General features: G+C 67.1%; 26 protein-coding genes. 15 read left to right on the forward strand and 11 right to left on the reverse strand.

The annotated features are described in order from the left end of the window. Positions 1 to 5: 5 nt before the first annotated feature. Positions 6 to 899 carry an NAD-dependent dehydratase gene (locus tag ACFYRU_RS02290; RefSeq protein ID WP_387652124.1) on the reverse strand — a complete coding sequence of 298 codons (894 nt, stop codon included), beginning with the start codon at positions 897 to 899 and terminating at the stop codon, positions 6 to 8. After that, entirely contained in the window at positions 896 to 1,717 is an 822-nt protein-coding gene (locus tag ACFYRU_RS02295; RefSeq protein WP_387652126.1) for a phosphotransferase family protein, read from the reverse strand. The genes ACFYRU_RS02290 and ACFYRU_RS02295 overlap by 4 nt, the downstream gene beginning before the upstream one ends. A 54-nt stretch (positions 1,718 to 1,771) precedes the next feature. Between ACFYRU_RS02295 and dapD the strand changes: the two genes are divergently transcribed. The 3 genes from dapD (at position 1,772) to ACFYRU_RS02310 (ending at position 4,329) form a co-directional block, all read left to right on the forward strand. Beyond that, entirely contained in the window at positions 1,772 to 2,701 is a 930-nt protein-coding gene (gene dapD, locus ACFYRU_RS02300) for a 2,3,4,5-tetrahydropyridine-2,6-dicarboxylate N-succinyltransferase (protein WP_387652128.1), read from the forward strand. Positions 2,702 to 2,795: 94 nt separating this feature from the next. Further along, complete coding sequence (locus ACFYRU_RS02305) at positions 2,796 to 3,767, forward strand: hypothetical protein (protein WP_387652130.1); 972 nt, start codon at positions 2,796 to 2,798, stop codon at positions 3,765 to 3,767. Positions 3,768 to 3,810: 43 nt separating this feature from the next. Continuing rightward, positions 3,811 to 4,329: a hypothetical protein gene (locus tag ACFYRU_RS02310; protein WP_387652132.1), complete on the forward strand. Its 519-nt coding sequence runs from the start codon at positions 3,811 to 3,813 to the stop codon at positions 4,327 to 4,329. 178 nt (positions 4,330 to 4,507) lie between these two features. Here the strand turns inward: ACFYRU_RS02310 and fdxA are convergent, their stop codons facing one another. After that, on the reverse strand, positions 4,508 to 4,834 hold the full coding sequence (fdxA, locus tag ACFYRU_RS02315) for a ferredoxin (RefSeq protein ID WP_012923087.1): 327 nt from the start codon (positions 4,832 to 4,834) through the stop codon (positions 4,508 to 4,510). Positions 4,835 to 4,951: 117 nt separating this feature from the next. Between fdxA and ACFYRU_RS02320 the strand changes: the two genes are divergently transcribed. Continuing rightward, entirely contained in the window at positions 4,952 to 5,878 is a 927-nt protein-coding gene (locus ACFYRU_RS02320) for a GNAT family N-acetyltransferase (RefSeq protein WP_387652135.1), read from the forward strand. On the opposite strand, the gene ACFYRU_RS02325 is transcribed toward ACFYRU_RS02320, so the two are convergent. After that, entirely contained in the window at positions 5,854 to 7,230 is a 1,377-nt protein-coding gene (locus tag ACFYRU_RS02325; protein ID WP_387652137.1) for an MFS transporter, read from the reverse strand. The two genes, ACFYRU_RS02320 and ACFYRU_RS02325, sit on opposite strands and share 25 nt — an antisense overlap. Positions 7,231 to 7,278: 48 nt before the next feature. On the opposite strand from ACFYRU_RS02325, the gene ACFYRU_RS02330 reads away from it, so the two are divergent. Next, positions 7,279 to 7,716 carry a type II toxin-antitoxin system PemK/MazF family toxin gene (locus ACFYRU_RS02330; protein WP_387652139.1) on the forward strand — a complete coding sequence of 146 codons (438 nt, stop codon included), beginning with the start codon at positions 7,279 to 7,281 and terminating at the stop codon, positions 7,714 to 7,716. Here ACFYRU_RS02330 and ACFYRU_RS02335 read toward each other — a convergent pair. Then, positions 7,713 to 9,464 carry a VanW family protein gene (locus tag ACFYRU_RS02335; protein ID WP_387652141.1) on the reverse strand — a complete coding sequence of 584 codons (1,752 nt, stop codon included), beginning with the start codon at positions 9,462 to 9,464 and terminating at the stop codon, positions 7,713 to 7,715. The two genes, ACFYRU_RS02330 and ACFYRU_RS02335, sit on opposite strands and share 4 nt — an antisense overlap. 110 nt (positions 9,465 to 9,574) lie before the next feature. Then, on the reverse strand, positions 9,575 to 10,093 hold the full coding sequence (locus ACFYRU_RS02340) for a flavin reductase family protein (protein WP_387652143.1): 519 nt from the start codon (positions 10,091 to 10,093) through the stop codon (positions 9,575 to 9,577). A 93-nt stretch (positions 10,094 to 10,186) separates the two neighbouring features. Here ACFYRU_RS02340 and ACFYRU_RS02345 point away from each other — a divergent pair, with 93 nt between their 5' ends. Next, positions 10,187 to 10,504: a hypothetical protein gene (locus ACFYRU_RS02345; protein WP_387652145.1), complete on the forward strand. Its 318-nt coding sequence runs from the start codon at positions 10,187 to 10,189 to the stop codon at positions 10,502 to 10,504. Between the two features lie 81 nt (positions 10,505 to 10,585). On the opposite strand, the gene mshB is transcribed toward ACFYRU_RS02345, so the two are convergent. The 3 genes from mshB to ACFYRU_RS02360 form a co-directional block, all read right to left on the reverse strand. Further along, a complete protein-coding gene (gene mshB / locus ACFYRU_RS02350; RefSeq protein ID WP_387652147.1) occupies positions 10,586 to 11,497 on the reverse strand; it encodes an N-acetyl-1-D-myo-inositol-2-amino-2-deoxy-alpha-D-glucopyranoside deacetylase in 912 nt (303 codons plus the stop codon). 60 nt (positions 11,498 to 11,557) lie between these two features. Continuing rightward, positions 11,558 to 11,854, reverse strand: a complete 297-nt coding sequence (locus tag ACFYRU_RS02355) for a LuxR C-terminal-related transcriptional regulator (RefSeq protein ID WP_387652149.1) — start codon at positions 11,852 to 11,854, stop codon at positions 11,558 to 11,560. Between the two features lie 138 nt (positions 11,855 to 11,992). Further along, complete coding sequence (locus ACFYRU_RS02360) at positions 11,993 to 12,361, reverse strand: (deoxy)nucleoside triphosphate pyrophosphohydrolase (RefSeq protein WP_387652151.1); 369 nt, start codon at positions 12,359 to 12,361, stop codon at positions 11,993 to 11,995. Between the two features lie 83 nt (positions 12,362 to 12,444). Here ACFYRU_RS02360 and ACFYRU_RS02365 point away from each other — a divergent pair, with 83 nt between their 5' ends. The 9 genes from ACFYRU_RS02365 to ACFYRU_RS02405 all read left to right on the forward strand — a co-directional run bounded on the left by ACFYRU_RS02365 (position 12,445) and on the right by ACFYRU_RS02405 (position 20,242). Beyond that, positions 12,445 to 13,071, forward strand: coding sequence for a hypothetical protein (locus tag ACFYRU_RS02365; protein WP_387652152.1), 627 nt, complete (start codon positions 12,445 to 12,447; stop codon positions 13,069 to 13,071). A gap of 108 nt (positions 13,072 to 13,179) precedes the next feature. Continuing rightward, positions 13,180 to 13,467, forward strand: coding sequence for a hypothetical protein (locus ACFYRU_RS02370; RefSeq protein WP_387652154.1), 288 nt, complete (start codon positions 13,180 to 13,182; stop codon positions 13,465 to 13,467). Next, the gene (locus tag ACFYRU_RS02375) at positions 13,467 to 14,267 is read left to right on the forward strand and encodes a hypothetical protein (protein WP_387652156.1); all 801 of its coding nucleotides are present in this window, start codon (positions 13,467 to 13,469) and stop codon (positions 14,265 to 14,267) included. The genes ACFYRU_RS02370 and ACFYRU_RS02375 overlap by 1 nt, the downstream gene beginning before the upstream one ends. A gap of 7 nt (positions 14,268 to 14,274) precedes the next feature. Next, positions 14,275 to 16,152, forward strand: coding sequence for a fumarate reductase/succinate dehydrogenase flavoprotein subunit (locus ACFYRU_RS02380; RefSeq protein WP_387652158.1), 1,878 nt, complete (start codon positions 14,275 to 14,277; stop codon positions 16,150 to 16,152). Continuing rightward, positions 16,149 to 16,901, forward strand: a complete 753-nt coding sequence (locus tag ACFYRU_RS02385; RefSeq protein WP_387652160.1) for a succinate dehydrogenase/fumarate reductase iron-sulfur subunit — start codon at positions 16,149 to 16,151, stop codon at positions 16,899 to 16,901. Before ACFYRU_RS02380 ends, ACFYRU_RS02385 begins: the two co-directional genes overlap by 4 nt. A 111-nt stretch (positions 16,902 to 17,012) precedes the next feature. Beyond that, positions 17,013 to 18,011, forward strand: coding sequence for a hypothetical protein (locus tag ACFYRU_RS02390; RefSeq protein WP_387652162.1), 999 nt, complete (start codon positions 17,013 to 17,015; stop codon positions 18,009 to 18,011). 34 nt (positions 18,012 to 18,045) lie between these two features. Then, on the forward strand, positions 18,046 to 18,591 hold the full coding sequence (locus tag ACFYRU_RS02395) for an MFS transporter (RefSeq protein ID WP_387652163.1): 546 nt from the start codon (positions 18,046 to 18,048) through the stop codon (positions 18,589 to 18,591). Between the two features lie 233 nt (positions 18,592 to 18,824). Beyond that, the gene (locus ACFYRU_RS02400; RefSeq protein WP_387652165.1) at positions 18,825 to 19,112 is read left to right on the forward strand and encodes a 4a-hydroxytetrahydrobiopterin dehydratase; all 288 of its coding nucleotides are present in this window, start codon (positions 18,825 to 18,827) and stop codon (positions 19,110 to 19,112) included. An 86-nt stretch (positions 19,113 to 19,198) separates the two neighbouring features. Further along, positions 19,199 to 20,242: a WD40/YVTN/BNR-like repeat-containing protein gene (locus ACFYRU_RS02405; protein WP_387652167.1), complete on the forward strand. Its 1,044-nt coding sequence runs from the start codon at positions 19,199 to 19,201 to the stop codon at positions 20,240 to 20,242. A 581-nt stretch (positions 20,243 to 20,823) separates the two neighbouring features. Here ACFYRU_RS02405 and ACFYRU_RS02410 read toward each other — a convergent pair. After that, a complete protein-coding gene (locus tag ACFYRU_RS02410; protein WP_387652169.1) occupies positions 20,824 to 22,119 on the reverse strand; it encodes a lanthionine synthetase C family protein in 1,296 nt (431 codons plus the stop codon). Next, positions 22,110 to 24,845 (reverse strand): class IV lanthionine synthetase LanL, encoded by a 2,736-nt coding sequence (lanL, locus tag ACFYRU_RS02415; protein ID WP_387652170.1) that lies wholly within the window; start codon positions 24,843 to 24,845, stop codon positions 22,110 to 22,112. Before lanL ends, ACFYRU_RS02410 begins: the two co-directional genes overlap by 10 nt. Positions 24,846 to 24,852: the final 7 nt, after the last annotated feature.

Below are 24,852 nucleotides of genomic sequence, written 5' to 3' on the forward strand. Positions count from 1 at the left end.
ACGAATCAATGCGGCGGCGCGGGTGGAACGTTTCCATCGTGGACCCAGGCGACGTAGTCGCGGGCGATCTCGGTGTCGGGACGCAGGCGAAGGCCGTGCGCCAAGGCCCGGTCGTTGACGAGCTGGAAGGTGCCGTCGTTCGAGCCGTCGTGCGGCAGGTGGAAGCGGTCGACCGCCGGAGACCAGTCGATCGGCGGGGAATCGGGTACGACCGAACGCCAGGTCTCGGCAAGGTCCGCCATCCGATGGGTCGGGCCGACGACGTTGAACGGGCCCGGGACCGCGTCGACCGTCACGTGCAGAAGGAAAGCGGCCAGGTCCCGCGCGTCGATGTACTGGATCGGCTGGTCCGGACGCGCGGCACACTCCATCGGCAACCCGTGCGCCAGAGCCCAGCCCCAGTTGCCGAAGTCCGGGTTGTACGGCCCGACGACGAAGCCCGAGCGGATCGCCGTCGTGCGGGCACCGAAAGTGGCGGTGAGCAACGATTCGTTGCGGACCTTGGACGGGCCGTACAGGTCCATCGTGAACTGGTCCTCAGCAGCGCCGGCCGGCCAGTCGAGCAGCGGAGCCGACTCGGTCATGCCAGGCGTGGTCTTGCTCGCGTAGACGGCGATCGAGGACATGTACGTGTAGTGGGCGCAGCGGTCCCGGAGTACGGCGGCGCTCAGCGACACCTCGCGGACCAGGAGACCCGACATGTCGATCACACCGTCCCACTCGCCGTCGGCCAGCGCGTCCGGCGCGGCACGGTCGCCGACGATCCGGCGTACGGACGGGAACAGCGATGGGTTGGTGCGGCCGCGGTTGAAGAGCGTGACCTCGTGGTCGTCGCGCAATGCCGCTTCCACCACATGGCGGCCGAGGTTCTTCGTACCACCGAGGACGAGCAGCCTCACGACAGCTGCTCCAGCAGGTCTGCGAGTTCGGCAAGCAGCGGCGGGATCCATTCGGACGAGCCGGGGATCGTCCGTACGCCCTCCGCCAGCACGAACGTCAACGCGAGCAGGCAGAAGCACGCCCCGCCGACGAGCAGTTGCCGATCCACCAGAAACGGATCGGTCCCCGACACCTCGACGTACCGCGCGACGATCGGGCCGCGGTCGTAGCCGAGGGCAACGGCATCACGGATCAACGTGTACAGGTCGCTCAGGTGCGGCGCGAGGTACGTCAGCGGCCAGTCGACCGCGGTCCAGCGGGTGCCGTCCGTGACCAGGTTCTTCGGTACGAAGTCGCCGTGCACGACGCCGAGCGGCGCGTCCTCGTGCAGCCGTTCGAGCGCCTCCACCAACGGCTCCAGGTCGAGCTCGATCCGGCCCGCGAGCTCCTTGACCCGCGCCGGCGGGAACCCGGACGGTCCGTCCACCGCCTTGCCGTGGATCTGCGCCGCCAGCTCGGCCGCCGCCAGGAACCCGTCCGCGGTCGGCTCCTGCTCCAGCGTCACCCGGCCGACGTCGGCCATCACGATCACGCCGTCCGCGCCGTACAGCAGCTCCGGCGCCGGCAGCCCGAGCGGTACGACGTACCGCTGGTACGCAGCCACTTCGCCGGCCTGTGCGTCCGTCCCGCGCTTCGCGATCACACTCCGCAGCCCGTACGACAACCGCCAGACCTCCGACGAGCCCCACTGCCGTAACAGCTCGGGATGCACCGCCTCCAGCTCCGGCGCCGCCGTCACGTCCAGCACCACGTCCCGCGGAATCCAGCCTGGAACCATCCGAGAAGTAGACCACGCACCGTCGCCACCGCGCCGCCGAATTAGGGTGTGCACATGACCAACAGCGCTTGGGGCTTCGGCCTTGCCACCGTGACCACCTCCGGTGACGTCCTCGACGTCTGGTACCCGGCGCCCGCGCTCGGGTCCCGGCCGGACGACGCCAAGGCCCCGGCCGAGCTGGTCGCCGCCGAGGGGAACGACGACCTCCGGCAGGTACGGCGTCAGGTGGTCGCGACCGAGATCGCGCTGGACGACGCCCCGAGCGGTACGGCGGACGCGTACCTGCGGCTGCACCTGCTCAGCCACCGCCTGGTCCGTCCGCACGGCGTGAACCTGGACGGCATCTTCGGCGCCCTGCCCAACAACGCGTGGACCTCGCTCGGCCCGGTCCCGGTCGACGAGATCGAGAACGTCCGGCTCCGGACCCGGGCCGCCGGTCAGCACCTGAGCGTGACGAGCGTCGACAAGTTCCCGCGGATGACGGACTACGTCGTACCGTCCGGGGTCCGGATCGGCGACGCGGACCGGGTCCGGCTCGGCGCGCACCTGGCCGCGGGGACCACGGTCATGCACGAGGGCTTCGTGAACTTCAACGCCGGCACGCTCGGCACGTCGATGGTCGAGGGCCGGATCGTCGCCGGGGTGGTGGTCGACGACGGCAGCGACATCGGCGCCGGCGCGTCGATCATGGGCACCCTGTCCGGCGGCGGCAAGCAGGTCATCTCGATCGGCAAGCGCTGCCTGCTCGGCGCGAACGGCGGCACCGGGATCTCGCTCGGCGACGACTGCGTGGTCGAGGCGGGGCTGTACGTGACGGCCGGTACGAAGGTGACGCTGCCGGACGGCAGCGTGGTCAAGGCCCGCGACCTGTCCGGTCAGCCGGGTCTGCTGTTCATCCGCAACTCGGTCAGCGGCGCCGTCGAGGCCCGCCCGCGCAAGGGCGAAGGCATCACGCTGAACGAGGCGCTGCACGCCAACGCCTGATCATTCGAAAGTATGAACTCGGCAACCAGCGTGGGGCTGTGCACGTCGTACAGGAACCTGTCACCCGCCCTTGTCCGTTGGGAGCGGTATGCCGATGAAACGTGGTGCCCTCGTGGTCCTGGGGGGCATCGGCGTGCTCAGCCTCGCGATCGGGGCCGGGGTCGCGTGGCTGGGCGGTAAGCACGTCGGCAACCTCCTGCCGCCGCCGGAACAGTGCACGGCGACCGTCAACGGCCAGCTGGTCGTGATGGACTTCGAGCAGGCCGAGTCCGCGGCGATCATCGCCGGGATCGCGGTCCGGCGCGGGCTGCCGGCGCGGGCGGCGACGATCGCGCTCGCCACGGCGTACCAGGAGTCCAACCTGCGCAACCTCGCGCACGGTGACCGCGACTCGCTCGGGCTGTTCCAGCAGCGGCCGTCACAGGGCTGGGGTACGGCGAAGCAGGTCCAGGACCCGTACTACGCGACCGGCAAGTTCTACGACGCGCTGGTGAAGATCAAGAACTACCAGAAGCTCGCGATCACGGTCGCCGCGGACAAGGTGCAGCGCAGCGCGTTCCCGAACGCGTACGCCGATCACGAGGCGGACGCGCGGGTGCTGGCGTCCGCGCTGACCGGGCAGTCGAAGAGCGTGTTCAGCTGCACCGTGAACAGCGAGGACGTGGCGCAGGAGACGATGGGCGCGAACGGGCTGACCCCGCGCGCGGAGGCGGTTCGGAAGGACCTGCTCCGGACGTTCGGGAAGCTGTCGACCGGCGGGTACGAGCCCGGTGGCGTACGGACCGGGCACATGGAAGGGTCGGCGCACTACGACGGGCGGGCGATCGACGTGTTCGTCCGGCCGATCTCGGCGGCGAACACCACCAAGGGGTGGGCGATGGCGCAGTACCTGGTCGCCCGGGCGAAGCTGCTGAACATCAAGACGGTCATCTTCAGCGACAAGATCTGGACCGCCGGCAGCAAGTCCGACGACGGCTGGCGTCCCTACACCCCACCCGAACGCTCCGGCGACCCCAAAATCCTCCGCCACCTCGACCACGTCCACGTGGACGTCGCGGAACAGTAGTAGCACTGTAGACCGCCCGGAGTTATGCCCTCACTCTGGGTGCATGACTGATCTGGGGGCAAGGCACCGGCCGAACATCCTGTTCAACCTGGTCGGTGTGGTGTTGATCGTGGCAGGCGCAGTCCTGGCCATCTACGGGCTTGTCGCGGCGGTCGGGGTGCTGCGGTCGTTCGACCCGCTGCACGGCGACGGGCCGCCGCTGGGGATCACCGACGGGCTGACGACGGCGTTCTGGGGCATCATCGTGTTCACCATCGGCCGGTACTTCTGGCGCGGGGCGCGGAAACGCGGTGCCCGGGATCGGTTCGGGCGGTTGTTGATCATCGCCGGGTACTTGCTGCTCGGCGTCGGCCTGGACACCGGACTGCACGCCGCGAGCGGGCTGTGGACCGAGGGCGGCGGTAACGGTGGCCCGGTGCTGGTGAAGACGCTGGTGACGATCGCGGTCTGGGGGCTGCCCGGTTCCCTGCTGGCCGCGATCGGCTTCAAGCTGGCGAACGAGAAGGCACTCGCAAAGGCGGAGGTCAAGGGCTCCGTCAACTACAAGGTCGAGCAGGGCTAAGAAAGCAGGGCGCCCTCACGACGGGGACGCCCTGCTCCTTCTGTGTTCAGCTGCTTACTCGTCGTGCTCCTGCGGCGGGAGTGCGGCGGTCTCCCTCACTCCCCGCTTTCTTTCTTCTACTCGTCGTGCTCCTGGGGCGGGAGTGCGGCGACCTCCCTCACTCCCCGCCTTTCTGCTTCTACTCGTCGTGCTCCTGGGGCGGGAGTGCGGCGATGAAGGGATGATCTTTGTCGATCTTGCCGAGCTTGGAGGCGCCGCCGGGGGAGCCGAGGTCGTTGAAGAAGTCGACGTTCGCGGTGTAGTAGTCCTTCCACTGCTCCGGGGTGTCGTCCTCGTAGTAGATCGCCTCCACCGGGCAGACCGGCTCACAGGCTCCGCAGTCGACGCACTCGTCGGGGTGGATGTACAGCATCCGGTTGCCCTCGTAGATGCAGTCGACGGGGCACTCCTCGACACACGCGAGGTCCTTCAGGTCAACACACGGCTGCGCGATGACGTAGGTCACTGCTACTCCTCCTATGGCAGGCAAGCGCAGCGCTGAGTTCGGGGTGCTGCGATGCGGTGATGCGGTGATCTCTAGTATCACGGTAGTACGTCGCCCACTTTGCCAGGAGTCCGGATCGTGTCAGGCCTTGGTGTCCGTGATATCGGCCACCGTGTCGTCGTCCGGCACCGCATCCCCGGCGGCCTCACCGACGTGATCGGCGTCCTGCAGGCCTGGACGCCGGACCTGGTCACCGTCCGGCACGCGGACAGCACGCTGTACGAGATCCCGCCCGCGGACGTGACCGCGGCGAAGCAGATCCCGGAAATGCCGCTCCGCCCGGTCGACGTCGACCAACTGTTCCTGACCGCCGCCCTGGGCCGCCCGGCCGCGGAGACGGCCCACATCGGCCAGTGGTTGCTGCGAGCATCAGCCGGCTGGACCGGCCGCGCCAACTCCCTCCTCCCGGCCGGAAACCCCGGCGTCCCCGTCGCCGAAGCTCTGAACCGAACCGCCGCGTTCTACACCGACCGGCAGCTGGTTCCACAGGTGCAGGTACGCGTCGGCAGCCCCCAGGACCAGGAGATTCGTGCTCTCGGCTGGGTGGACGCCCGCCCGGGGCAGTCCGACGTACTTGTTATGCACACCACCGTCGACCACGTGAACGGCTTGCCTGGGTACGACGTGCAGCTGACTGAGCGGCCGAATGCGGCGTGGTACGGGACTGCTTTCGAGGGCCCAGTACCGGAAGTTGCTCCGCGGGTGCTCGAAGGTGCAGCCAAGGGGGTGTTTGCGGCGGTCGTGTTGGACGGCGCGGTGGTGGCGGTCGGACGCGGGTCTATGACGGGGCACTGGCTGGGGGTGGACTCGATCCGGGTGGTGGACGGGTTCCGGCGGCGGGGGCTCGGTACGGCGATCGTGCAGGGCCTCGCCCGCTGGGCAGGTCCGCACGGCGGCCGTCGTACCTACCTGGAAGTCCTGCTGGAGAACACCCCCGCCATGGCGACCTACACTCGCCTCGGCTACCAAGAGGCCTACCGCTACCGGTACCTCACCAACCGCTGAGCCGCAGCAGCCCCAACGAGCGCCAGCACCACAAACCCCGCCAGTACGACGCTCAGCGCCCGCCCGGGATCATCAGCGAGCGCAGTGTAGGTAGAGCCCGCCACAGCAACCCCCAACGCGCCCGACAGCTGGGCGTTGGTAGCCACAACCCCAGACAGATCAGCCGCGTACGCGGGCGAAAGGCTGGACGTCACAGCACCGATCAACGTGTTGGCGCTGATCCCAAGCCCTGTCCCGCCAACACCAAGCAGCACAAACAACAGCAATCCGCTGCGGCCACCAAGCACCAGGTAGAGCAGCACGCACAAGTACCCAACAGCCAGCACCACACAGCCCACAACAGGCATCCACTGCACTCCCCTGCGCAGTCTTGGCAGCACAGGCCCCGCCAGCCCGAATGCAGCCACCCAGACCACCATGGCGAACCCCGAGTACGCCGGACCCTTGTGCAGACCGCCCTGCAGGTAGAGAGCCAGTACGAACAGCAGCGCGAAGTACGAGCCACTCGTACAGCCATGCGCCAGCAGACCAGCCCGCACGGACCGGCTGGCCAGCACCTCACGGGCGATCAACGGACGTCCACCGCGGGCAGCCGTACGCCGTTCGCCGTACTCGAACAGCGCAAGAGCCGGGAGACTCAACAGCAGACACAGCCAGGACCAGGTGGGCCAGCCGCGTTCGGCGCCGAGCAGGAGCGGCACGATGACGAGCAGAACCGTTGTACACAAGGCGAGTACGCCACTCAGATCCAGCCGATCGCGCCGACCAGGCGGATCCGGCGGAAGCAACCGGCGGCCGGCAACAGCCAGGCCGATGCCGATCGGGACGTTCACCAGGAAGATCGGCCGCCAGCCGGTACCGAACAGGTTCGCGGCGATCAGCACACCACCGAGCAGCTGACCGGCCACGGCCCCGCCTGACAGCGCGATCGAGAAGTATCCGAGCGCCTTCAGCCGGTCCCGGCCGTGGAAGTGCAGCTGGATGCCGCTGAGCACCTGCGGCACCATCAGCGCGGCCCCGGCGCCTTGGACGAAGCGCGCGCCAACCAGAGTGGCGATCCCGGGCGCGAGACCGCAGGCCAGCGAGGCGGCGGTGAAGACGGTCAGCCCGAGCAGGAACGTCCGCCGGTACCCGAGCGACGTACCGAGCCGGGCGCCGGTGATGAGCAGCACCGCGAACGCGACGACGTACCCGGACACGACCAGGCCGACCGCACCCGGCGACGCCTGCAGATCGGTCCCGATCGACGGTCCGGCGATGTTCGCCACGGCGGTGTCGATGTTGGCCATGAACTGACCGGTGAGCAGCACGGTGAGCACCGCGCCCCGGTTGCGAGTGTTGAGCACGCGCATACAACGGTGTGAGCCCGTCGTCATGTGAGGGCGTTAGGCTGCCGGGCTATGGCGGATCCTGTGGTCGAGCGGCCGGAGTACGCGGGCGATTTCGAGGGCACGGTGCGGGTGCAGTACACGCCGCACCCGGACGACGGGGTGGCGGACCCGGGCGAGATCGTCTGGACCTGGGTGCCGTTCGAGGAGGACTACACGCGCGGCAAGGACCGGCCGGTGCTGGTGGTCGGCTGGGACGAGCCGTACCTGCTGGCACTCATCCTGACCAGCAAGGACCACGACCGCGACGCCGCCGACGAGGCGCGCTGGGGCCGGGTCTGGATGGACATCGGCAGCGGCCAGTGGGACAAGGAGCACCGCCGCAGCGAGGTCCGCCTGGACCGGGTACTGCGGATCGACCCGCGGCAGGTCCGCCGCGAGGGCTCGGTCATCGAGGAGGCCCTCTTCGACCAGGTCGCGGCGGAACTACACAAACTGCACCGGAGCTAGTTCGGCTTCCGGCCCGGTGGCGTGGTCGTGCCTGGCGGGGGCGTCACCGTGGTCCCGGGCTTCGGGCCGCAGCGGATGTCGTCGGCCGCGTTGTACTTGGTGGTGAACTGCTCGGTCTTCAGCCGTACGCCGTTGCGCGCCATGTACCGGTAGATCGTGATGTCGAAGCCCGGCGTGGGCGCCTGCGGCTCGCACTTCGCGGCGGTGTTGTAGACGACCTTCGGCGGGCGGATGTTGGTCTTCGACGACTGCCCCGCGGTGACGTCCCAGAACTTCGTGCCCCAGATGATCACCCGGATGCTGCCCTTGCTGCCCGCCGTCGACGGCTTGAAGACCGTCTGTACGAGGATGCCGTGGCCGGAGTCGTTCAGGAACTTGAGGTCCACCGAGCCCCAGGCGACGGTCGCCTCGCGGCCGACCGGGTACCGGCTGATGTAGACGCTGTGCGCCTTGTGCTCGAGGATCTTCACCCCGGCGAAGAAGGCCGCGTTGAAGGTCGTGGTCGCCGACTGCGAGACGCCGCCGCCGAGGTCCTTCTCGAACTTCCCGCCGCTGATGATGTAGCCCTCGGTGAACCCGTTCTCCTTGGTCCGCTCGCCGACGATCTTGTTCAGGCTGAACGTCTCGTTCGGCTTCAGCAGCGTGCCGTTGATCTTGCGCGCGGCCGTACCGATGTTGATGTTGCGGTACGCCGCGTCCGGGAACTCGGTCTGGAAGTCGCCCATCTTCTCTTTGATCCCGAGCGCGGTCGCCGCCTCGGTGGTGAACGCCGCCTTGGTCTGCGTCAGCGGTACGACGGCCCGCCGCTCGCCCTGCGGCTTCGGCAGCACCGCGAGGATGGCCGGACCGATCTTGGCGCGGTCGACGACCACGCCGTCGACGGCCGGGATCACCTTCGGGCCGGCGCCGACGATCTGCACCGTGGCGTCCTTCGGCAGCGTCTCCAGGGTCTTGAACCGGGCCTGGAACAGCGGCTCGAGCTTCTTCGTGCTGAGCGCCGGGATCACCCGGCCCTCCTGCACCGTGACCGACAACGCCGGCGCCAGCTCGGCCGGCTCCAGGTCGACGGACTTCGACCCGACACTCAGCCGGACCGGGCCGGACATCGCCGGCTCGGCGAACTCGCTGATCGCCTTGTCGATCGCCTCGGAGGCGGCCTGCGGCTTGGTCGTACTGACCGGCAACTCCGCGGCCTTGCCGTCCGAGGGGTACGCCGCGACGACCGCGCCGGTCGCCTTCGCGGTGTCGAGTTCGAGGCCCTCCGCGGGCTCGTGCTTGACCGGCTTGGTCCCGGTGAAGGTGATCGTGCCCTCGGTGGCCTTGCGGTTCACCTGGGCGACCAGCTTGTCGACGGCGGCCTTCAGCTTCGCGTCGTCCTTGGTCACCACCGGGTGCACCGCGTCCCCGCCGGTGAGCGCGTGCCAGATCCGAGCCGGGGACAGGCTGCGGCCCGCACCGGCCGCGTCGACGGTCTTGGCGACGTCGACGGACAGCCCGGCGTCGGCCGGTACCACCTGGAACTTGGACCCGCCGGCGGTCAGCGCGATCGGCGCGGCCACCTTGTCCTTCAGGCCCTCGGTCAGCTTGGCCTCGGCGGCGTCCTTGGAGAGCCCACCGATACCGATCCCGAGTACGGTCGTGTCGGACGGGATCTTGGAGCCCGCGAATGCGAACGCGGCGCCGTACCCGACGACGATCACACCGAGCCCCGCGGCGGCGATGATCCCCGCGAGCTGCTTTCTCCCCACCGGAAAGAGTCCTCTTCTCGAGCCTTGGTCAGGGCACAAGCGGACATCCTACGGGACGCCGCGGGCAGGACCACCCCTCGGGGCGGCCCCTCGCTGCCCCGGGACAACGGTCAGTTTCCGGGCAGTTCCCGATAGTTACCGGAGTAGTACAGCAACGCACCCTGATCGGTCGCCGGATCGGTCCCGAGGCTCAGTACCTCGCCCACCACGATCGTGTGGTCTCCCCCGTCATGTGTCGCCCAGGTCCGGCACTCCAGCCAGGACAGGGCGCCGTCGACGGTCGGGCACCCGGTCTTCGGGCCGGCCGTCGTACCGATGCCGTCGAACTGGCTGTACAGGTCCCGGCCGGACCGGGCGAACCGGTCCGCGATCGGCTGCTGGTCCCCGGACAGCACCGAGATCGCCCAGAACCCGCAGTCCAGTACGGCGGCGTGCATCCGGACGCCCTTGTCGACGCAGACCAGCACCAACGGCGGATCGAGCGACACCGACGTGAACGCGTTCGCGGTCATCGCATGTGCGACGCCGTCCTGCAGCGTGCTCATGATCGTGATCCCGGACGCGAACCGCCCCAGCGCAGCCCGGAAGTCCACCGCAGGCACGCTCCCACCAGGCTCGATCGAGGACACGTCAGCAGGTTATGCCCACCGGCCCCGAACCGAGGGGGTGGGAACGGTCACTCGATCTGCTTCACCAGACCCCTTCGGGGTACCGGCGGAGCAATGCCTGGCGACCAACACAGCCCGAAACCCAGCTCCGCGCACAGCTCTGGGCCTGTGGTGTGGCTTGCTGCTGGGGCGTTGTTCGTGTCGGTTTCGTCGGTGCTGATCGACCTCGCCGGCACCAGCCCCGGAACGGCCAGCTGCTACCGCTGCGCGCTGTCGCTCCCGCTGCTCGCGATCTTCGCCGCCGTCGAGCGTCGGCGCCGCCGCGCACTCGGCCGGGAGGAGGTCCTGATCAGCCTGGTCGCCGGCGTCTTCTTCGCGGGCGACATGCTGCTGTGGACCCGGGCGATCGCGCGCTCGTGCTCGGTACGGTAGTCCTGCACGAGCGGCCGACCGAGCTCCAGCTGACCGGCTGTGTGCTGATCGTGGCCGGAGCCTATTTGTCCGGCAACCGGCTCAGAGTCCGGCGAAGAGGTCGTGCTCCAGGCCGTCCTCGCCCGGAGCAGGAGTGCCCCTGACCAGGCGGTACGGCTCGGAGGCCCAGATCTGGTTGCCGTTGTTGTTGGACAGCGCGAAGAACGGGCCGTCGACGGTGATCTGGGTGGCGTGCGCCTTCATCGCGTTCATCTTGCGGTCGATGAACTCGGTGCCGTCGATCACGCAGTCGATGAGCCGGTCCGGGGTGATCATCGGCGGCAGCGGACCGTCCGGGTCCATCCCCTCGAAGGTCGTGGTGTCGCCGGCGTCGCGGAGCGCCCGCAACTGCTCGCGCATCGGGGACTCGGCCATCGCGGTCCAGTAGATCTTCGGGATGGCCCACGCCGGACCGAGATCCTCCCGGTACGAACGGGCGCCGGCCAGGTCCGCGGCGTGCATCGCGACCCGGTGCGCCTTGATGTGGTCGGGGTGGCCGTAGTTGCCCCACTGGTCGTACGTGACGAGGACCTGCGGCCGCAGCTCGCGGATGACCGGGACCAGGTCGTTCGCCGCGTCGACCAGATCCGCCTGCCAGAAGCTGTCCTTGCGGGTCTGCGGCGGCACGTCCGCGTTTCCCTGGTCGTTGTAGATCATGCCGGTGTCGCGGTACTTCCCGGCCTCGCCGAGGAACCGGTGGTCGGTGACACCGAGCTCGGACATCGCGTTCGCCAGCTCACCGATCCGGTGCCGGCCGAGGCCGTCCTCCTGATCCGCGGCCAGGTGCGCCAGCTCGGGGACGAGGACCTCGCCCTCCTCACCGAGGGTGCAGGTGATCAGGGTGACGTGTGCTCCCTCGGCGACATACCGCGCCATCGTCACGCCGTTGTTGATGGTTTCGTCGTCGGGGTGGGCGTGCACCAGCAGCAGCCGGCGCTCAGCAAGCTCAACCATGCCGAAAGCCTACGTCGGCCCCCAGACAGTTTCCTCAGACAGTTTCCTCAGCCAGTTTCCTCAGCCGAACCGGCGGACCAGCAGGCACCCGGCCTGGAACCGCGACTTCGCGCCGAGGCCCTTGATCAGCGCGCTGATCTCGGCGCGCACGGTCCGCAGCGAGAGCCCGAGGTCGCGGGCGATCGCGGCGTCCTTCGCACCGGTCGACATCATCCGGCCGATGGCCACCTGGCGGCTGGTGAGCTCCTTGACCGCGGCAGGCGTCCGCCGATGCGAGCCGAGCTCGTACACCTCACAGACGACCTCCGGCGCGAAGTCTTCCTTGCGCAGCACCGGCACTGCCGGGTACACCGACATTCGTCACTCCTCCCCAAGAGTCAGGCAAGGATTCTCGTCCGGGGCGTGGAGTACTCACCAGGTACAACCCATACAAACGACCCATACAGTTTCGCTGCGTGAGCGATCGGCGCCGGGCGGCAGTGTGATGTGTACCACTTACAACCTGGTACGGAGCTCCCGGACGAACGGACGGTCGGGGACCAGCCAGTCCGCTTCGTCGAGCTCGGCGGCCGCGAACCACCTGAGTTCAGAGTGTTCCCGCAGGACCGGGTCGCCGGAAAGTACTGTCGCGAGATAGACGTGCAGCCGGTACTCGGCCGAGATGTCCACACCCGGGCCGAGCGACCCGCCGACCTTGATCTCCAGGTCCAACTCCTCGTGAATCTCCCGCACCGCCGCCTGTTCGTCGGTCTCCCCCGGCTCCACCTTCCCGCCCGGGAACTCCCAGCCCCCCTCGGGACCAGGACGGTACGCCGCCAGCACCCGCCCGTCCGCTATTACTGCGACTCCGACAACTGTCTTCACTGTTTCGATTCCTTCCCCACCCCACCGCCCCGGTCAGGGCGACTCTGCCAGAAACTGTCGGCGCTGTGCGGCACTATGCCCTTATGCCCTTGCAGAACAGGGTTCTGCCGACCCAGGAGATCGTGACCGACACCGGTCGCGGTCTACTGATGGGCAACCGCGGCAGCATCCATCACCCCGACCGCACGCTCGGCACCACCCGGTGGCGCTCGAAGGCGTGGATCTGTTGCGTCCTTGACTGGAAGGGGATCCGGCGCGACCCGATGCCGCCGGGGCGCTGGACCGCGTTGTTCTTCTTCGACGAGGCGGTCGCGCTGGCGGCCGGTCATCGTCCTTGTCATTACTGCAGGCGCAGGGATTTCTTGTTGTACGCCGGGGCGTGGGCTGCTGCTCATTCCTTACCAGAGCGGCCGCGGGCGGCGGAGATGGATGCGGTGCTGCACTACCAGCGGGTCGAATCGCGGACCCGGCGGCAGCGCACCACTACCCAGAACCTCTCCGAACTGCCTGATGGGGCGATGGTGCGGTTCGATGGGAGACCTGCGTTGGTGCTCGGCGGGAGTGTGTTGCCTTGGGCATGGGAGGGGTACGGGGCGGCGGTGCGGCCGCGTGGACTGGAGTTGGTGGAGACGTTGACCCCGCCTGCGAATCTTCTTGTGCTGCAGGGCGGATTTGCCCCATTACTCCACCCGTCGGCAGGTCGCAACTGAGGTAAGCCTAACTGGAAACACGCCGTACCGAGGGGTCTTCCGTTGGGCGCTCGGCAGGGGCAAAGTGTGCCCATACTGACAGCTACACAACCATCACTGGAGTCTGCCATGAGCAACAGCGAGGTTGCCGCAGTCGTCCGCGCGCTCGAAGGGCTGCACGCCGCCGTCGGCCGGCTCAGCCAGGAGTACGGTGACACCCTCGGCATCCGCCGCCTGGTGTCCGACGTGGCCCGGCTGAGCGACGATCTCGCAGAGCTCGGCCCGCCCGACCCCAGGCACACGCCCGGACCCGTTCCGGAGGAACTCGAGGAGATTCCCGACGTGGAGTATGACGCGTCCATGTGGACCGACGCGGAGCACGAAGGCTTCGGCGCACCGGACAGGCACGCCCCCTGATGGCTACTGGTGTAAGCGCACCGGGCCGCGCTCAAGTAGGCCTCAAGACCGCAAGAACGGATCGCTGGTGGCTCGCGCCGTTGCGCATCGGCGTGATCCTGCTGTTCTTCATCGTCTACGCGACGATCCGTATCTTCATGAACAAGTACTACTGGGTCGACGCGTACCACTACCTGACCCCGTTGTACTCGCCATGTCTGACCAGCAGCTGTGTCGAAGGCTCCAGCCATCTCGGTACCTGGTTCGGCAACTTCCCGCGCTTCCTGCCGTTCAGCCTGATCACGTTCGTGGTCCTGGCCGGCTTCCGCGGTACTTGCTACTACTACCGCAAGGCGGGCTACCGGTCGCTGTTCTTCGCGCCGGCCGCGTGCGCGGTGCCCGAGCCGCACAAGGCGTACACCGGTGAGCGCAAGTTCCCGCTGATCGCGCTGAACCTGCACCGCTACTTCTTCTACGGTGCGCTGCTGTTCGGCCTGCTGAACATCTACGACGGCATCCAGGCCTTCCACGGCAAGGGCGGCGGTTTCGGCATCGGCCTCGGCACCCTGATCATCTGGGTCAACCTGGTGATGCTGTGGCTGTACACGCTGTCCTGCCACGCCTGCCGGCACATCGTCGGCGGCCGGCTGAAGAACTTCTCCAAGCACCCGATGCGCTACCGGTACTGGACGTTCGTGTCCAAGCTGAACCCGAAGCACGGCACCTTCGCGATGACCTCGCTGTTCACCGTGATCCTGACCGACTTCTACATCATGGCGGTCTCCGCCGGCTGGTTCTCCGACCTGCGCATCATCAATTGAGGATTTCATGACTGAGCTGGAACGACACTCGTACGACGTCGTCGTGATCGGGGCCGGCGGCGCCGGCCTGCGCGCGGCGATCGAGGCCCGTGAGCAGGGCAAGAAGACCGCGATCATCTGCAAGTCGCTGTTCGGCAAGGCGCACACGGTGATGGCCGAGGGCGGTTGCGCGGCCGCGATGGGCAACGCGAACTCCAACGACAACTGGCAGGTCCACTACCGCGACACGATGCGCGGCGGGAAGTTCCTGAACAACTGGCGGATGGCCGAGTTGCACGCGCAGGAGGCCCCGGACCGGGTCTGGGAGCTGGAGACGTACGGCGCACTGTTCGACCGGACGCCGGACGGCCGGATCAGCCAGCGCAACTTCGGCGGCCACACGTACCCGCGGCTCGCGCACGTCGGTGACCGTACGGGCCTGGAGCTGATCCGTACGCTGCAGCAGAAGATCGTCTCGCTGCAGCAGGAGGACTTCGAGGCCACCGGCGACTACGAGGCCAATCTCAAGGTCTACGCGGAGTGCACGATCACCGAACTCATGAAGGACGGTGACGCGATCTCCGGCGCCTTCGGGTACTGGCGTGAGTCCGGGCGGTTCGTCCTCTTCGAGGCGCCGGCCGTCGTACTCGCCACCGGCGGCGTGGGCAAGTCCTTCAAGGTCACCTCGAACTCCTGGGAGTACACCGGTGACGGGCACGCGCTGGCAATGCGGGCCGGCGCGACGCTGATCAACATGGAGTTCATCCAGTTCCACCCGACCGGCATGGTCTGGCCGCCGTCGGTGAAGGGCATCCTGGTCACCGAGTCGGTCCGCGGTGACGGTGGCGTGCTGAAGAACTCCGAGGGCAAGCGGTTCATGTTCGAGTACGTCCCGGACGTGTTCCGGGCGCAGTACGCGGAGACCGAGGACGAGGCCGACCACTGGTACAAGGACCCGGACAACAACCGGCGCCCACCGGAGCTGCTGCCCCGCGACGAGGTCGCCCGGGCGATCAACTCCGAGGTGAAGGCCGGCCGCGGTACGCCGCACGGTGGGGTGTTCCTGGACGTGTCGACCCGGCTCCCGGCCGAGGAGATCACCCGGCGGCTGCCGTCGATGCACCACCAGTTCAAGGAGCTGGCCGACGTCGACATCACCGCCGAGCCGATGGAGGTCGGTCCGACCTGCCACTACGTGATGGGCGGCGTCGAGGTCGACCCGGACACCGCGTCGTCTGTCGTACCGGGGCTCTTCGCGGCCGGTGAGGTCGCGGGCGGTATGCACGGCTCGAACCGGCTCGGCGGCAACTCGCTGTCCGACCTGCTGGTGTTCGGCCGGCGGGCTGGGATGGGAGCCGCGACGTACGTCGACCAGCTCGCCGAACGTCCGAAGATCGACGAGGCCGACGTCGACGCGGCGGCGGCCGAGGCACTGGCGCCGTTCGAGCTCGAGGGCGGCGAGAACCCGTACTCGATCCACCAGGACCTGCAGCAGTCGATGAACGACCTGGTAGGCATCATCCGCAAGGAAGAGGAGATGGAGCGCGCGCTCGGCCGGCTGGCCGAGTTCCGCGGCCGGATCGCGAAGATGACGGTGGAGGGTCACCGGCAGTTCAACCCCGGCTGGCACCTCGCGCTCGACCTGCGCAACATGCTCACCGTGTCCGAGTGCGTGGCCGGTGCGGCGCTGCTGCGGCAGGAGTCGCGCGGCGGTCACACCCGGGACGACTTCCCGGGCATGAACCCCGAGTGGCGCAAGAAGCTGCTGGTCTGCGCGCTCGACTCCGAGGGTGCCGTGAACGTCACCGAGGAGCAGCAGCTCCCGATGCGCGCGGACCTGCTCGAGCTGTTCGAGCTCGACGAGCTGAAGAAGTACCTGACCGATGAGGAGTTGCCGACCGCATGAGCTACCAGGGCAAGTTCCGCGTCTGGCGAGGGGACTCCGAGGGCGGTGAGCTGAAGGACTACGAGGTCGAGGTGAACGAGGGCGAGGTCGTCCTCGACGTCATCCACCGGCTGCAGGCCACCCAGACGCCGGACATGGCGGTGCGGTGGAACTGCAAGGCCGGCAAGTGCGGCTCCTGCAGCGCCGAGATCAACGGCATGCCGAAGCTGATGTGCATGTGCCGGATGAACACGTTCGCCGAGGACGAGGTCGTCACGGTGACGCCGATGCGGACCTTCCCGGTGATCCGGGACCTGGTCACGGACGTCTCGTACAACTACCAGAAGGCCCGCGAGGTGCCCGCCTTCAAGCCGCCGGCGGACCTCAAGCCGGGTGAGTACCGGATGCAGCAGCAGGACGTGGAACGCTCGCAGGAGTTCCGCAAGTGCATCGAGTGCTTCCTCTGCCAGAACACCTGCCACGTGATCCGCGACCACGAGGAGAACAAGGAGAGCTTCTCCGGTCCGCGGTTCCTGATGCGGATCGCCGAGCTGGACATGCACCCGCTCGACGACGCCGACCGGCAGCACGCGGCGCAGGAGCAGCACGGACTGGGCTTCTGCAACATCACCAAGTGCTGCACCGAGGTGTGCCCCGAGCACATCAAGATCACCGACAACGCACTGATCCCGATGAAGGAACGCGTCGTCGACCGCAAGTACGACCCGCTGGTCTGGCTCGGCAACAAGATCCGCCGCCGCCCGGCCTGAGCATCGCGCGGAAACCCCGGAACCTGTTCGGTTCCGGGGTTTTCCGTTGTCCGGGGTCGCTCACCCGTGTGGGGGAGCCGCCGGGACCTGCCGGGTGCCTAGGGTTCCCGCATGGACGTTGTGGTGTTGCGGCTGACCAACCTGGTCGTGTTCATGATCGTCTTCGTGCCGATCTCGCAGCGGCTGCTCGGCGTACGGTTCGGCTTCGGGCGGCTGACGATCGGTGCGCTGATCACGCTGAGCGTGTCCGGACCGCTGGCGATCGCGGTGATCGGTACGCCGCCGTGGACCGGGTCGAACGGCGCCGCGGTCGCGTTCATGGTGCTGATCGCGCTCGCCTCGATGCTCGCCGGGCTGGTCTTCCTGGTGCTGGCGGAGGCGCTGGTACCGACCGGGTCGTTGCCGCGGGCACGGGATCTGCGGCGCGACCCGATCGCCGCCACGGACGCGCTGCTCGAGATCGTCCACCGCCCCGACGTGATCGACGAACGCTCACTCGAACGCGCAGTCGGCCAGTTCATGACCAGGCACCTCGCCGCAGGCGTCACGCTCGGCCCCGCCATGTTCAACGACCTCTTCAAGATCATCACCTCGCACGAACTCGGCGTACCGCCCGAGGTCGCGGCCGTGTTCCGGGCGCTGGCGACGATCGAGGGCACGATCTCCCGGATCTCCCCCGGGTTCGACCTGGTGGCCGCCTCGCGTCAGTTCGCCACCGCGCACGTCACGGACCGGCTCGCCCCGGACGCGATCCGCCGTACGGCAACCGAGGAACTAGCGCAACTCCTCCCGATGCTGCGCCGGCTCCCGCGCCGGATCGACCGGATCGCCGCGGCCGCGGAGAGCGGGCGCCTCGGCGTCAACGTACGGCTGTTCGCGGACGAACGCGACCGCCGCCACTTCACCGGCCTCCTGCACCAGGCACTGCTCGCGGTCCTCGGGGCGACCGCGGGCATCATGGCGGTCCTGCTGCTCGGTACCCCGGGCGGGCCGCGGATCACCGAGACGATGACGTTGTTCCAGCTGTTCGGCTACAACCTGCTGGTGATCTGCGCGGTGCTCGTACTCCGCGTCCTGGTGCTGATCTTCCGCCTCCCCGGCAAGGCTTGACTTCAACCTCACTTGAACTTCGACCATAGCGGTCATGACCACGACCGCTGACGCCCGCCCCAAGCTCTTCACCGGACAGCACCTGCCGTTGGTGCTCGGCGTGATCGGCCTCGTCACCCTCGGCGCGTTCGAGAACCGGGCCGTCGGTACGGCACTGCCGACGATGGTCCGCGAGTTCGACGCGCTCGGCAGCTTCGGCCTCGCGAACGCCGCCCCGAACGCGAGCTACCTGATCTCACTCGCGGTCGCCGGCCTCTGGTCGGACCGCCGCGGCCCGATCCCGACCCTGCGGGCCGGCGCGATCTCGTTCGCGCTCGCCCAGCTGCTCGTCGGTACGGCGACCGCGATGCCGATGGTGATCGCCGGGCGGCTGCTCAGCGGTCTCGCGGAGGGCCTGCTCGACGTGTCGCTGATGGTGCTGGTCGCACGCGCGCTGCCCGCCGTACTGCGGCCGCGGATGTTCTCGTTGTTCGCCGCGATGTGGATCCTGCCGTCGGTCCTCGGGCCGGCGCTGACGCGGCCGTACTCGTCGCGCTCGTGGACCTCGGCCGGGCGGCCGTCGGTGTGTCCGGACGTGTGACCTGCTTGAGTGCCTGATCGGCCTTCCGGACCCGAAAAGGCACCCATTCGCTGGCGCGTCGTGAAGGGACGCCGAGCATCAGCGGGATCTGCCAGGTGGGGCCGGCGGATCTGCAGACGGGAAACCTCGCGTGACCATCGCTCCCGTTCTCAGAAGGTCTCACAGCCCACTGATCCCGACCTGGAACAGAGCTAGAACGAACCTGTAGACGCAACAGGGCTAGAGTGTCGAGCATGGCTGACCTTCTGACCGACGACCAGATCGATCTCGCACTGCGCGACCACCTGCCGAACTGGAAGGTCGTGGACAACGAACTGGTCCGGAGCGTCAAGCGGGACAACTTCCTGGACGGGATCCGGCTGGTCGCGACCGTCGCGCAGCTCGCCGAGTCGATGAACCACCACCCGGACATGGACATCCGCTACACCACGATCACGTTCCGGGTCAGCAGCCACGAGGCCGGCGGCATCACCGACGACGACCTGGTCCTCGCCCGCCACATCGACACCGCTGCTGGTTAGGGGCCGGCTGACCGATCCTCGTCATGGCGCTTGTCGGACAGGACAAGCGCTGGTTCGGGGTACGCGGAATCCCTTACATCTAAGGGATGACCCCCATCACGAGTGCTCTGACCGTCCTGCTGGCACTGGTACCGCCGACCCCGGGCTGGTTCTGGAACCAGCCGCACTGCGACAAGGTGTACGGCGACGGCTCGGTGACCATCACCCGCACCGACGGCCAGGTCCTGGCGCCGACGACCGGCACGCTGCAGGCCGTCACGTACGCGAAGGTCGCCGCCCTGCAGGAACCGAACACGCTGATCAGCATCGGCAAGCGTTCGATCCAGCGATCGAGTGACGCCGGCTGCAGCTGGCAACTGCTCGACAAGGCACCTGACGACCTCAGCACGTACGACGTCCAGCCCGGGCCGGGCGATTCGGCGTACATCTACAGCGTCAACGACCAGCCGATCCACCGCGTCCACGGCGCGCAGGTCACGACAGTCCTCGGCCCGGTCGAGTGGAACGGGCTGGCGGCGCTCGACGCACGCGCCGGGCGGTTGCGGGTGGTGTCGACCAACGGGCAGATCTACGACTCGACCGACGACGGCGTCAGCTGGCAGCGTGTCGGCGTACCGGCTGCTGCCGATCTCTTCCTGTACGACGCTGTGGTGGACCCGCGGAACCCGGACCACATCGTCATCGGCGTGATGTCGGACGGCGTGTACGTCACGTACGACGGCGGCCGGAGCTGGACCCGGTCGCGGGCGGTCGAACGGGTGAACGCGTTCAGCCTGGCGATCTCCCCGGTCGACCCGTCGAAGGTATGGCTGGAGGGGTACGACAGCAATCGTTCGACCAGGTTCATCTGGCAGTCCGACGACGGCGGGCTCAAGTTCCGCGAGGTCCTCGACCAGAGCCGGGCCGACCTGATCAACGGCAACCACATGTGGGCGTCCCCCGTCGACCCGGACCTTCTGTACTTCAGCTACGGCACGTCGTTCGCGAACTACGGCGCCGACCTCTACCGCTTCGTCCCGTCCACCGGCGAACTCACCAAACGCCACAACCGCAACGACGGCATCCCGTCCCTCGCCTTCAACCCCGCCAACCCCCGCATCCTCTACCTCGGCCTCGCCGAAGAACGCTGAAGGTACATGCCGGCCGCGGATCCCTAGCTACCGAACCAGACCTGGGACGCAGGGCCAGCGATGGGCTGCAGTGATCCTCCGCTCGAAGAGGTCCGAGCAGAGAGCCATTCACAGCCTGCGGATCTCGGACACCGACGCCCGCCAGCGCAGTCGGACCGTCGTGCCACGGCCAGCGGCAGATGAACGCCAAGTCTCAGCTGTGCTCCAGTCCTCACGCTGAGGATGGGCGAACCCCGCGCATTGCAGGGCCCGCCCATCAGGGACGGCAACTATTCGACCGTCTTGATCCGGCGTATCAGAACCTCGTGCCGGAGCTCGCACCAGCGCAGCAGGTATCGCTGTTGTTCGTGGTGTTGATGTCATCGCACCACGTCGGCGTCTCACTCTCGAACTGACATCTCACGCCCTGCGGGCTTGGCTTCGACTCGGTAAGCATCTGAAGACCAGCGATTGTCGACATTACCTTTCCACCTTTCGGACTTGCGGTATATGGCACGGCAACTATCGCAGCAGGACCTTGAACGTCGCTGACTTCTACCTCTCGCGGCAAAGTTCGGATCGGTATCCTCCCTTCGCCGGCATTATTGGACGAGAAGCAGTGAGGACCACAGAGAAGGACCGCAGGCATAGTCGTACAGCGCAAGACCGATCCCAGACATGCCCGTCAGGATCGTGGCATCGAGTGGCTGGCGAGCTCCCCGAGCTCTGATCAGCCGAGAAGGCTGCTCCGCGTCCCAGCGTTCAAGGATCTTTTCGGCAGCCGCGTCCGCGACTGCGTCCAGCCTTTCATCCGGAGTTGTCGAAGCTGCGACGAGCACCGTTTGCAGGACTCCTGCATATCCACAGCAAATGGCTGGGCCATTGACCGCCCATTCGCTGGACGGGAGACCACCCAAGGTTGCAAGCGCTTCGATCCCGTGATCGACAGTACCGCGATCGTGCAACGCGAGGCCGGCAAGGTGCAGAGCTTGAGCAATGCCGACCATGCCGACGCACCATTGGTGTCCCTTCGGATGCGGGTCTGAGTTCGGCCGGCGATCGCGAAGTTCGCGTCCTGTCACACCAACCGGCCATAACCGATCCTGCTGGTCACGCCATCCGAGAATCCAGTCGGTCGCATCGCGAATCGCCTCTCGTTGACCGTCGACCTCCAGTCCCGCCTTCATGGCGACGGAGAGAAAGGCCAGCGGGCCGGCGACACCGTGAGCCATGCCGAGCAGCGCAGATCCCGATATGCGATCGATGCCGAACGGAGGCGGCCGGCCGTCTGACGGCTCGTGTGGCGGTTGCCACCAAGCGGGGATCTCACCACGACGCAAGAGCACTGTTGCCATCTCGAGAGCCGAACGTAGCCCCGGCTCCGCCATGGACTGACCCTGCGTCTGGGCAAACAAGAGAACCCGGCCCATTCCAGCCAGGCCCGTGATCGAGTCGTACTCCCGGACAGGTACAGCGCCTTCGGCACGTGCACGCATCGCAACGTCTAGACGATCGCTCAGCCACCGGACTCCAGACCGCACCGTGCTGTTCAGTCGTGGTTCCTCAACCGTGGCCTGCACAACTAATGCTGCTGCAACGGTGCCGAAGGTCCCGCAGAAGATGCTGTCCTGTGACGACGGCAGGCTACTGATCGCATCCTGAAGATGACGAACAGGAGCGTACTGAGGCGTTTGTGCGGAACCGCAAGACCTGGCTGCCAGAACGGCGACCCCCGGGGATGTAAGCCAAGATGCCGAATCGGTAGACGCCCAGGTATCGTCCGGATCAGTCAAGTATTCGGCTATCAAGTTGGCTGCCTCGTAGGCGATCGAGGCGAACGGCTTGAACCGATTCGACGCGAGCGTCCCAACGTCGTTCCGCGGTTGATCTACATCCACGGCATCGCTCCGCCGTGTCTGAGTCTCACGAGAAAGCTGAGTACGCCGGCCAACCCCTGTGCGTAACTGAAATCGGTGGCCTGCTGGCCGGCAAACCGAATTCCATCCTTCCGAACCGCCTGCGCCGCGATGAGATCGGCAACGATCTCAGCGCTGTCGCGGAAGGCCCGGTCTCCGGTGCGCTCAGACATTTGGACGAGGAACTGCCCGACACCAGCCAAACCGCAGCAAGCCCCGACCGGCATGACCCATGCCTCGGACAGGGCCGTCGCCGCGCAGCGTTCCGCCAGATCCGCGTGTCGCCGCTCACCACTCAGGGACCAGAGGTCGATCAGGAAGGACCCGATACCCGTCGGCCCGTTGCACCACTGACCGGAGGTTCCATACACATCGCTGTCAACCGAAGTCGGCCACGACACAACGTCGCCATCGATGCGAGCGGCGCGGCACAAGGTGTCGCCTGCGCCGATCGCAGCCTCCATGAAGCGATCGGCAGCAGGGTCCGACTCGCCCTGTGCCGCGGTCGCGGCCGCCGCCATGAATGCCCCAACGCCCGCGATGCCATGGGCGAATCCGTAAACGCTGCTTCCCGCCAGTCTTGAGTTCAGCCCAGCTGAGATCGGCCAGTGCCAGTCTGGACCTCGGCGTTGTTTGGCAGACAGAACCGCGTCAGCGTACTTGACCGCACGAGCTGCCAGGTCCGGGTCCTGCGTCGCCTCCCAAAGCCGAAGGTGGGCGATTCCCGCGCCTGACAAACCGTGGGTGAAGTCCGGGCTCGGGCTGTCGATCGGCAGCTTCTTCGCAATCTCCACAGCCCTAACAGCCAGCAGATCATCTGACATCACGCGCGCGGCAGCATGCAGTGCGTACGCCGTGCCGCCTCGTCCGAACGCCATTCCAGGAAGAAGTCGCGGCACGGATGTCAACCGATCGCCGATCCACTTGGCCGATCTCGCGACCGCATCATGCAGCTCGTTGTCAGCGCGGAACCCTGCGGCCTGGCTCAGGGTCAGCAGGGCGCCTGCGCTACCGGCCCAGGCGCTGCACGGGTCCTGTTCTCCCGCCACTCGCGCGATCATCGGCCAGAGCAGACGGTCATGAGGGGTCATCCGATGGATGAGTTCTGCGATGCCATCGTCGAGAAGGCGATCCACGCCGCCGGGTAGCATCACGGCTTGCTCGGTCTCGAGATGCGCCGGCGTCACGACAGAGACCACCGATCTGCTCGCAGCTGTCGCGATGGCCGCCTCTGCGCGGCTCAGCGGCCACCGATCCTCGCGGTGCGCCTCGGTCAGTCCGACGATCACCTCAAGGTAGGAGGACAGCACCGGCACATTGTTCGCGATCTGCGCCAAGATTCGCTCACGCTCGGCGCGCGGTCGCGGTGATCCGGCGATGCCCGCAACCCAGGTCGGCGCCATACCGGTCAAAGCACAGAACAGTGTCACTCCGAGGCTGAAACAGTCCGACAGCGGATCGGGCGTCGACCGGACGCGGCGATTGTGCAGCTCCACCACCTCCGGGGCTGCGAAACCCAGCGTCATTGCGATGCGTCCTTCGTGATGCTGTTCCACCACATACTCCACATCGATGAACCGAAGTTCGTCGAACGGCGTGACGATCACGTTCTGTGGCTTCAGGTCCTGCAGGACATAGCCTGCCTCGTGCACCTCGCGCACAGCAGCGACCAGGCCCCTCGACAGCCAAGCCGCCTCGGTCTTGGTCGCTCCTCCGAGCGATGTGCGCTCTGCCGACCAATCTCGCAACGATGATCCTGGGATGAATTCTTCGACCAAGAATAGATCGCTCTCTTGTTCGAAGACCGCGACCTTCGCCGGGACGATCGCCAGCTCCGACAATGCGTCGAGCAGGCGCCCTTCTTCACGCAATCGGTCGCACGCATCGGATCCATCCAGTCCTGCGCCGATATGTCGCCGCGCTTGCTTGACGATGACATCCAGTCCCGTCGTCTCGTCGGTGGCGCGGTACACACCGCCTTTGTTTGCATGACGAATCGCCTCACGGACGCGGAATCGCCCGTCCAGGAGCACCGACTCGGGAGCTACGGGAACCTGTAGCGCCTCGTCGGGGAACGGAGACACCGCCCAGGACGGCGGGGAGAACCAAGCAAGCCGCTCGTCCTTGACCTCGCTACCGTCGGGACCAACCATCCTCGATTCGAAGACACCATCGTCGGTAAAAACTCGTTCACTCGAGAACTCGCCGTACCGGAAATGCACCAGACTGCCCGCGCACAGTTGCCTGTCCGACAAGATCTGCGGACCAAGCAGTCCTGTGGTCGCCTCGTGTAACTCCTTCGTCAGAACACGGAACTCGTCATCGTCTCGTGGATAGACGGTGATGAACTTTCCTGCGCCACCGCGGTCGTACCAATTGCTGCACAGCTGTGCGACGCGCTGAAGGTCCGTGCCGAACTTGAACGAGCATTCTCTCCGTATGAGCACCTCAGCGGCGCGAGCCAGAACGATGGGAGCCGACAGCGGGGTCGCTGATACGTGGATCTTCCAGCCGTGCCTCCGCATGATGTTCACTGGCGGGGTCAGGTAACACCAGGCTTCTTCTGGACGAACTACCCAGCGCTGCCCGTCCCGACGAGCGAGCACGGCACGTACCACGTCGATGAGTAGCAGGGAGTCGGCTTCGGCAACCCCGCGAGGCCGAGGTAGGTTGCGATCTTCTCCAGACATATTCTCGGTCACGTCCATTCTTCAG

It is taken from the genome of Kribbella sp. NPDC004536, from assembly GCF_042873835.1.
In the GTDB taxonomy this organism is placed as follows: domain Bacteria; phylum Actinomycetota; class Actinomycetes; order Propionibacteriales; family Kribbellaceae; genus Kribbella.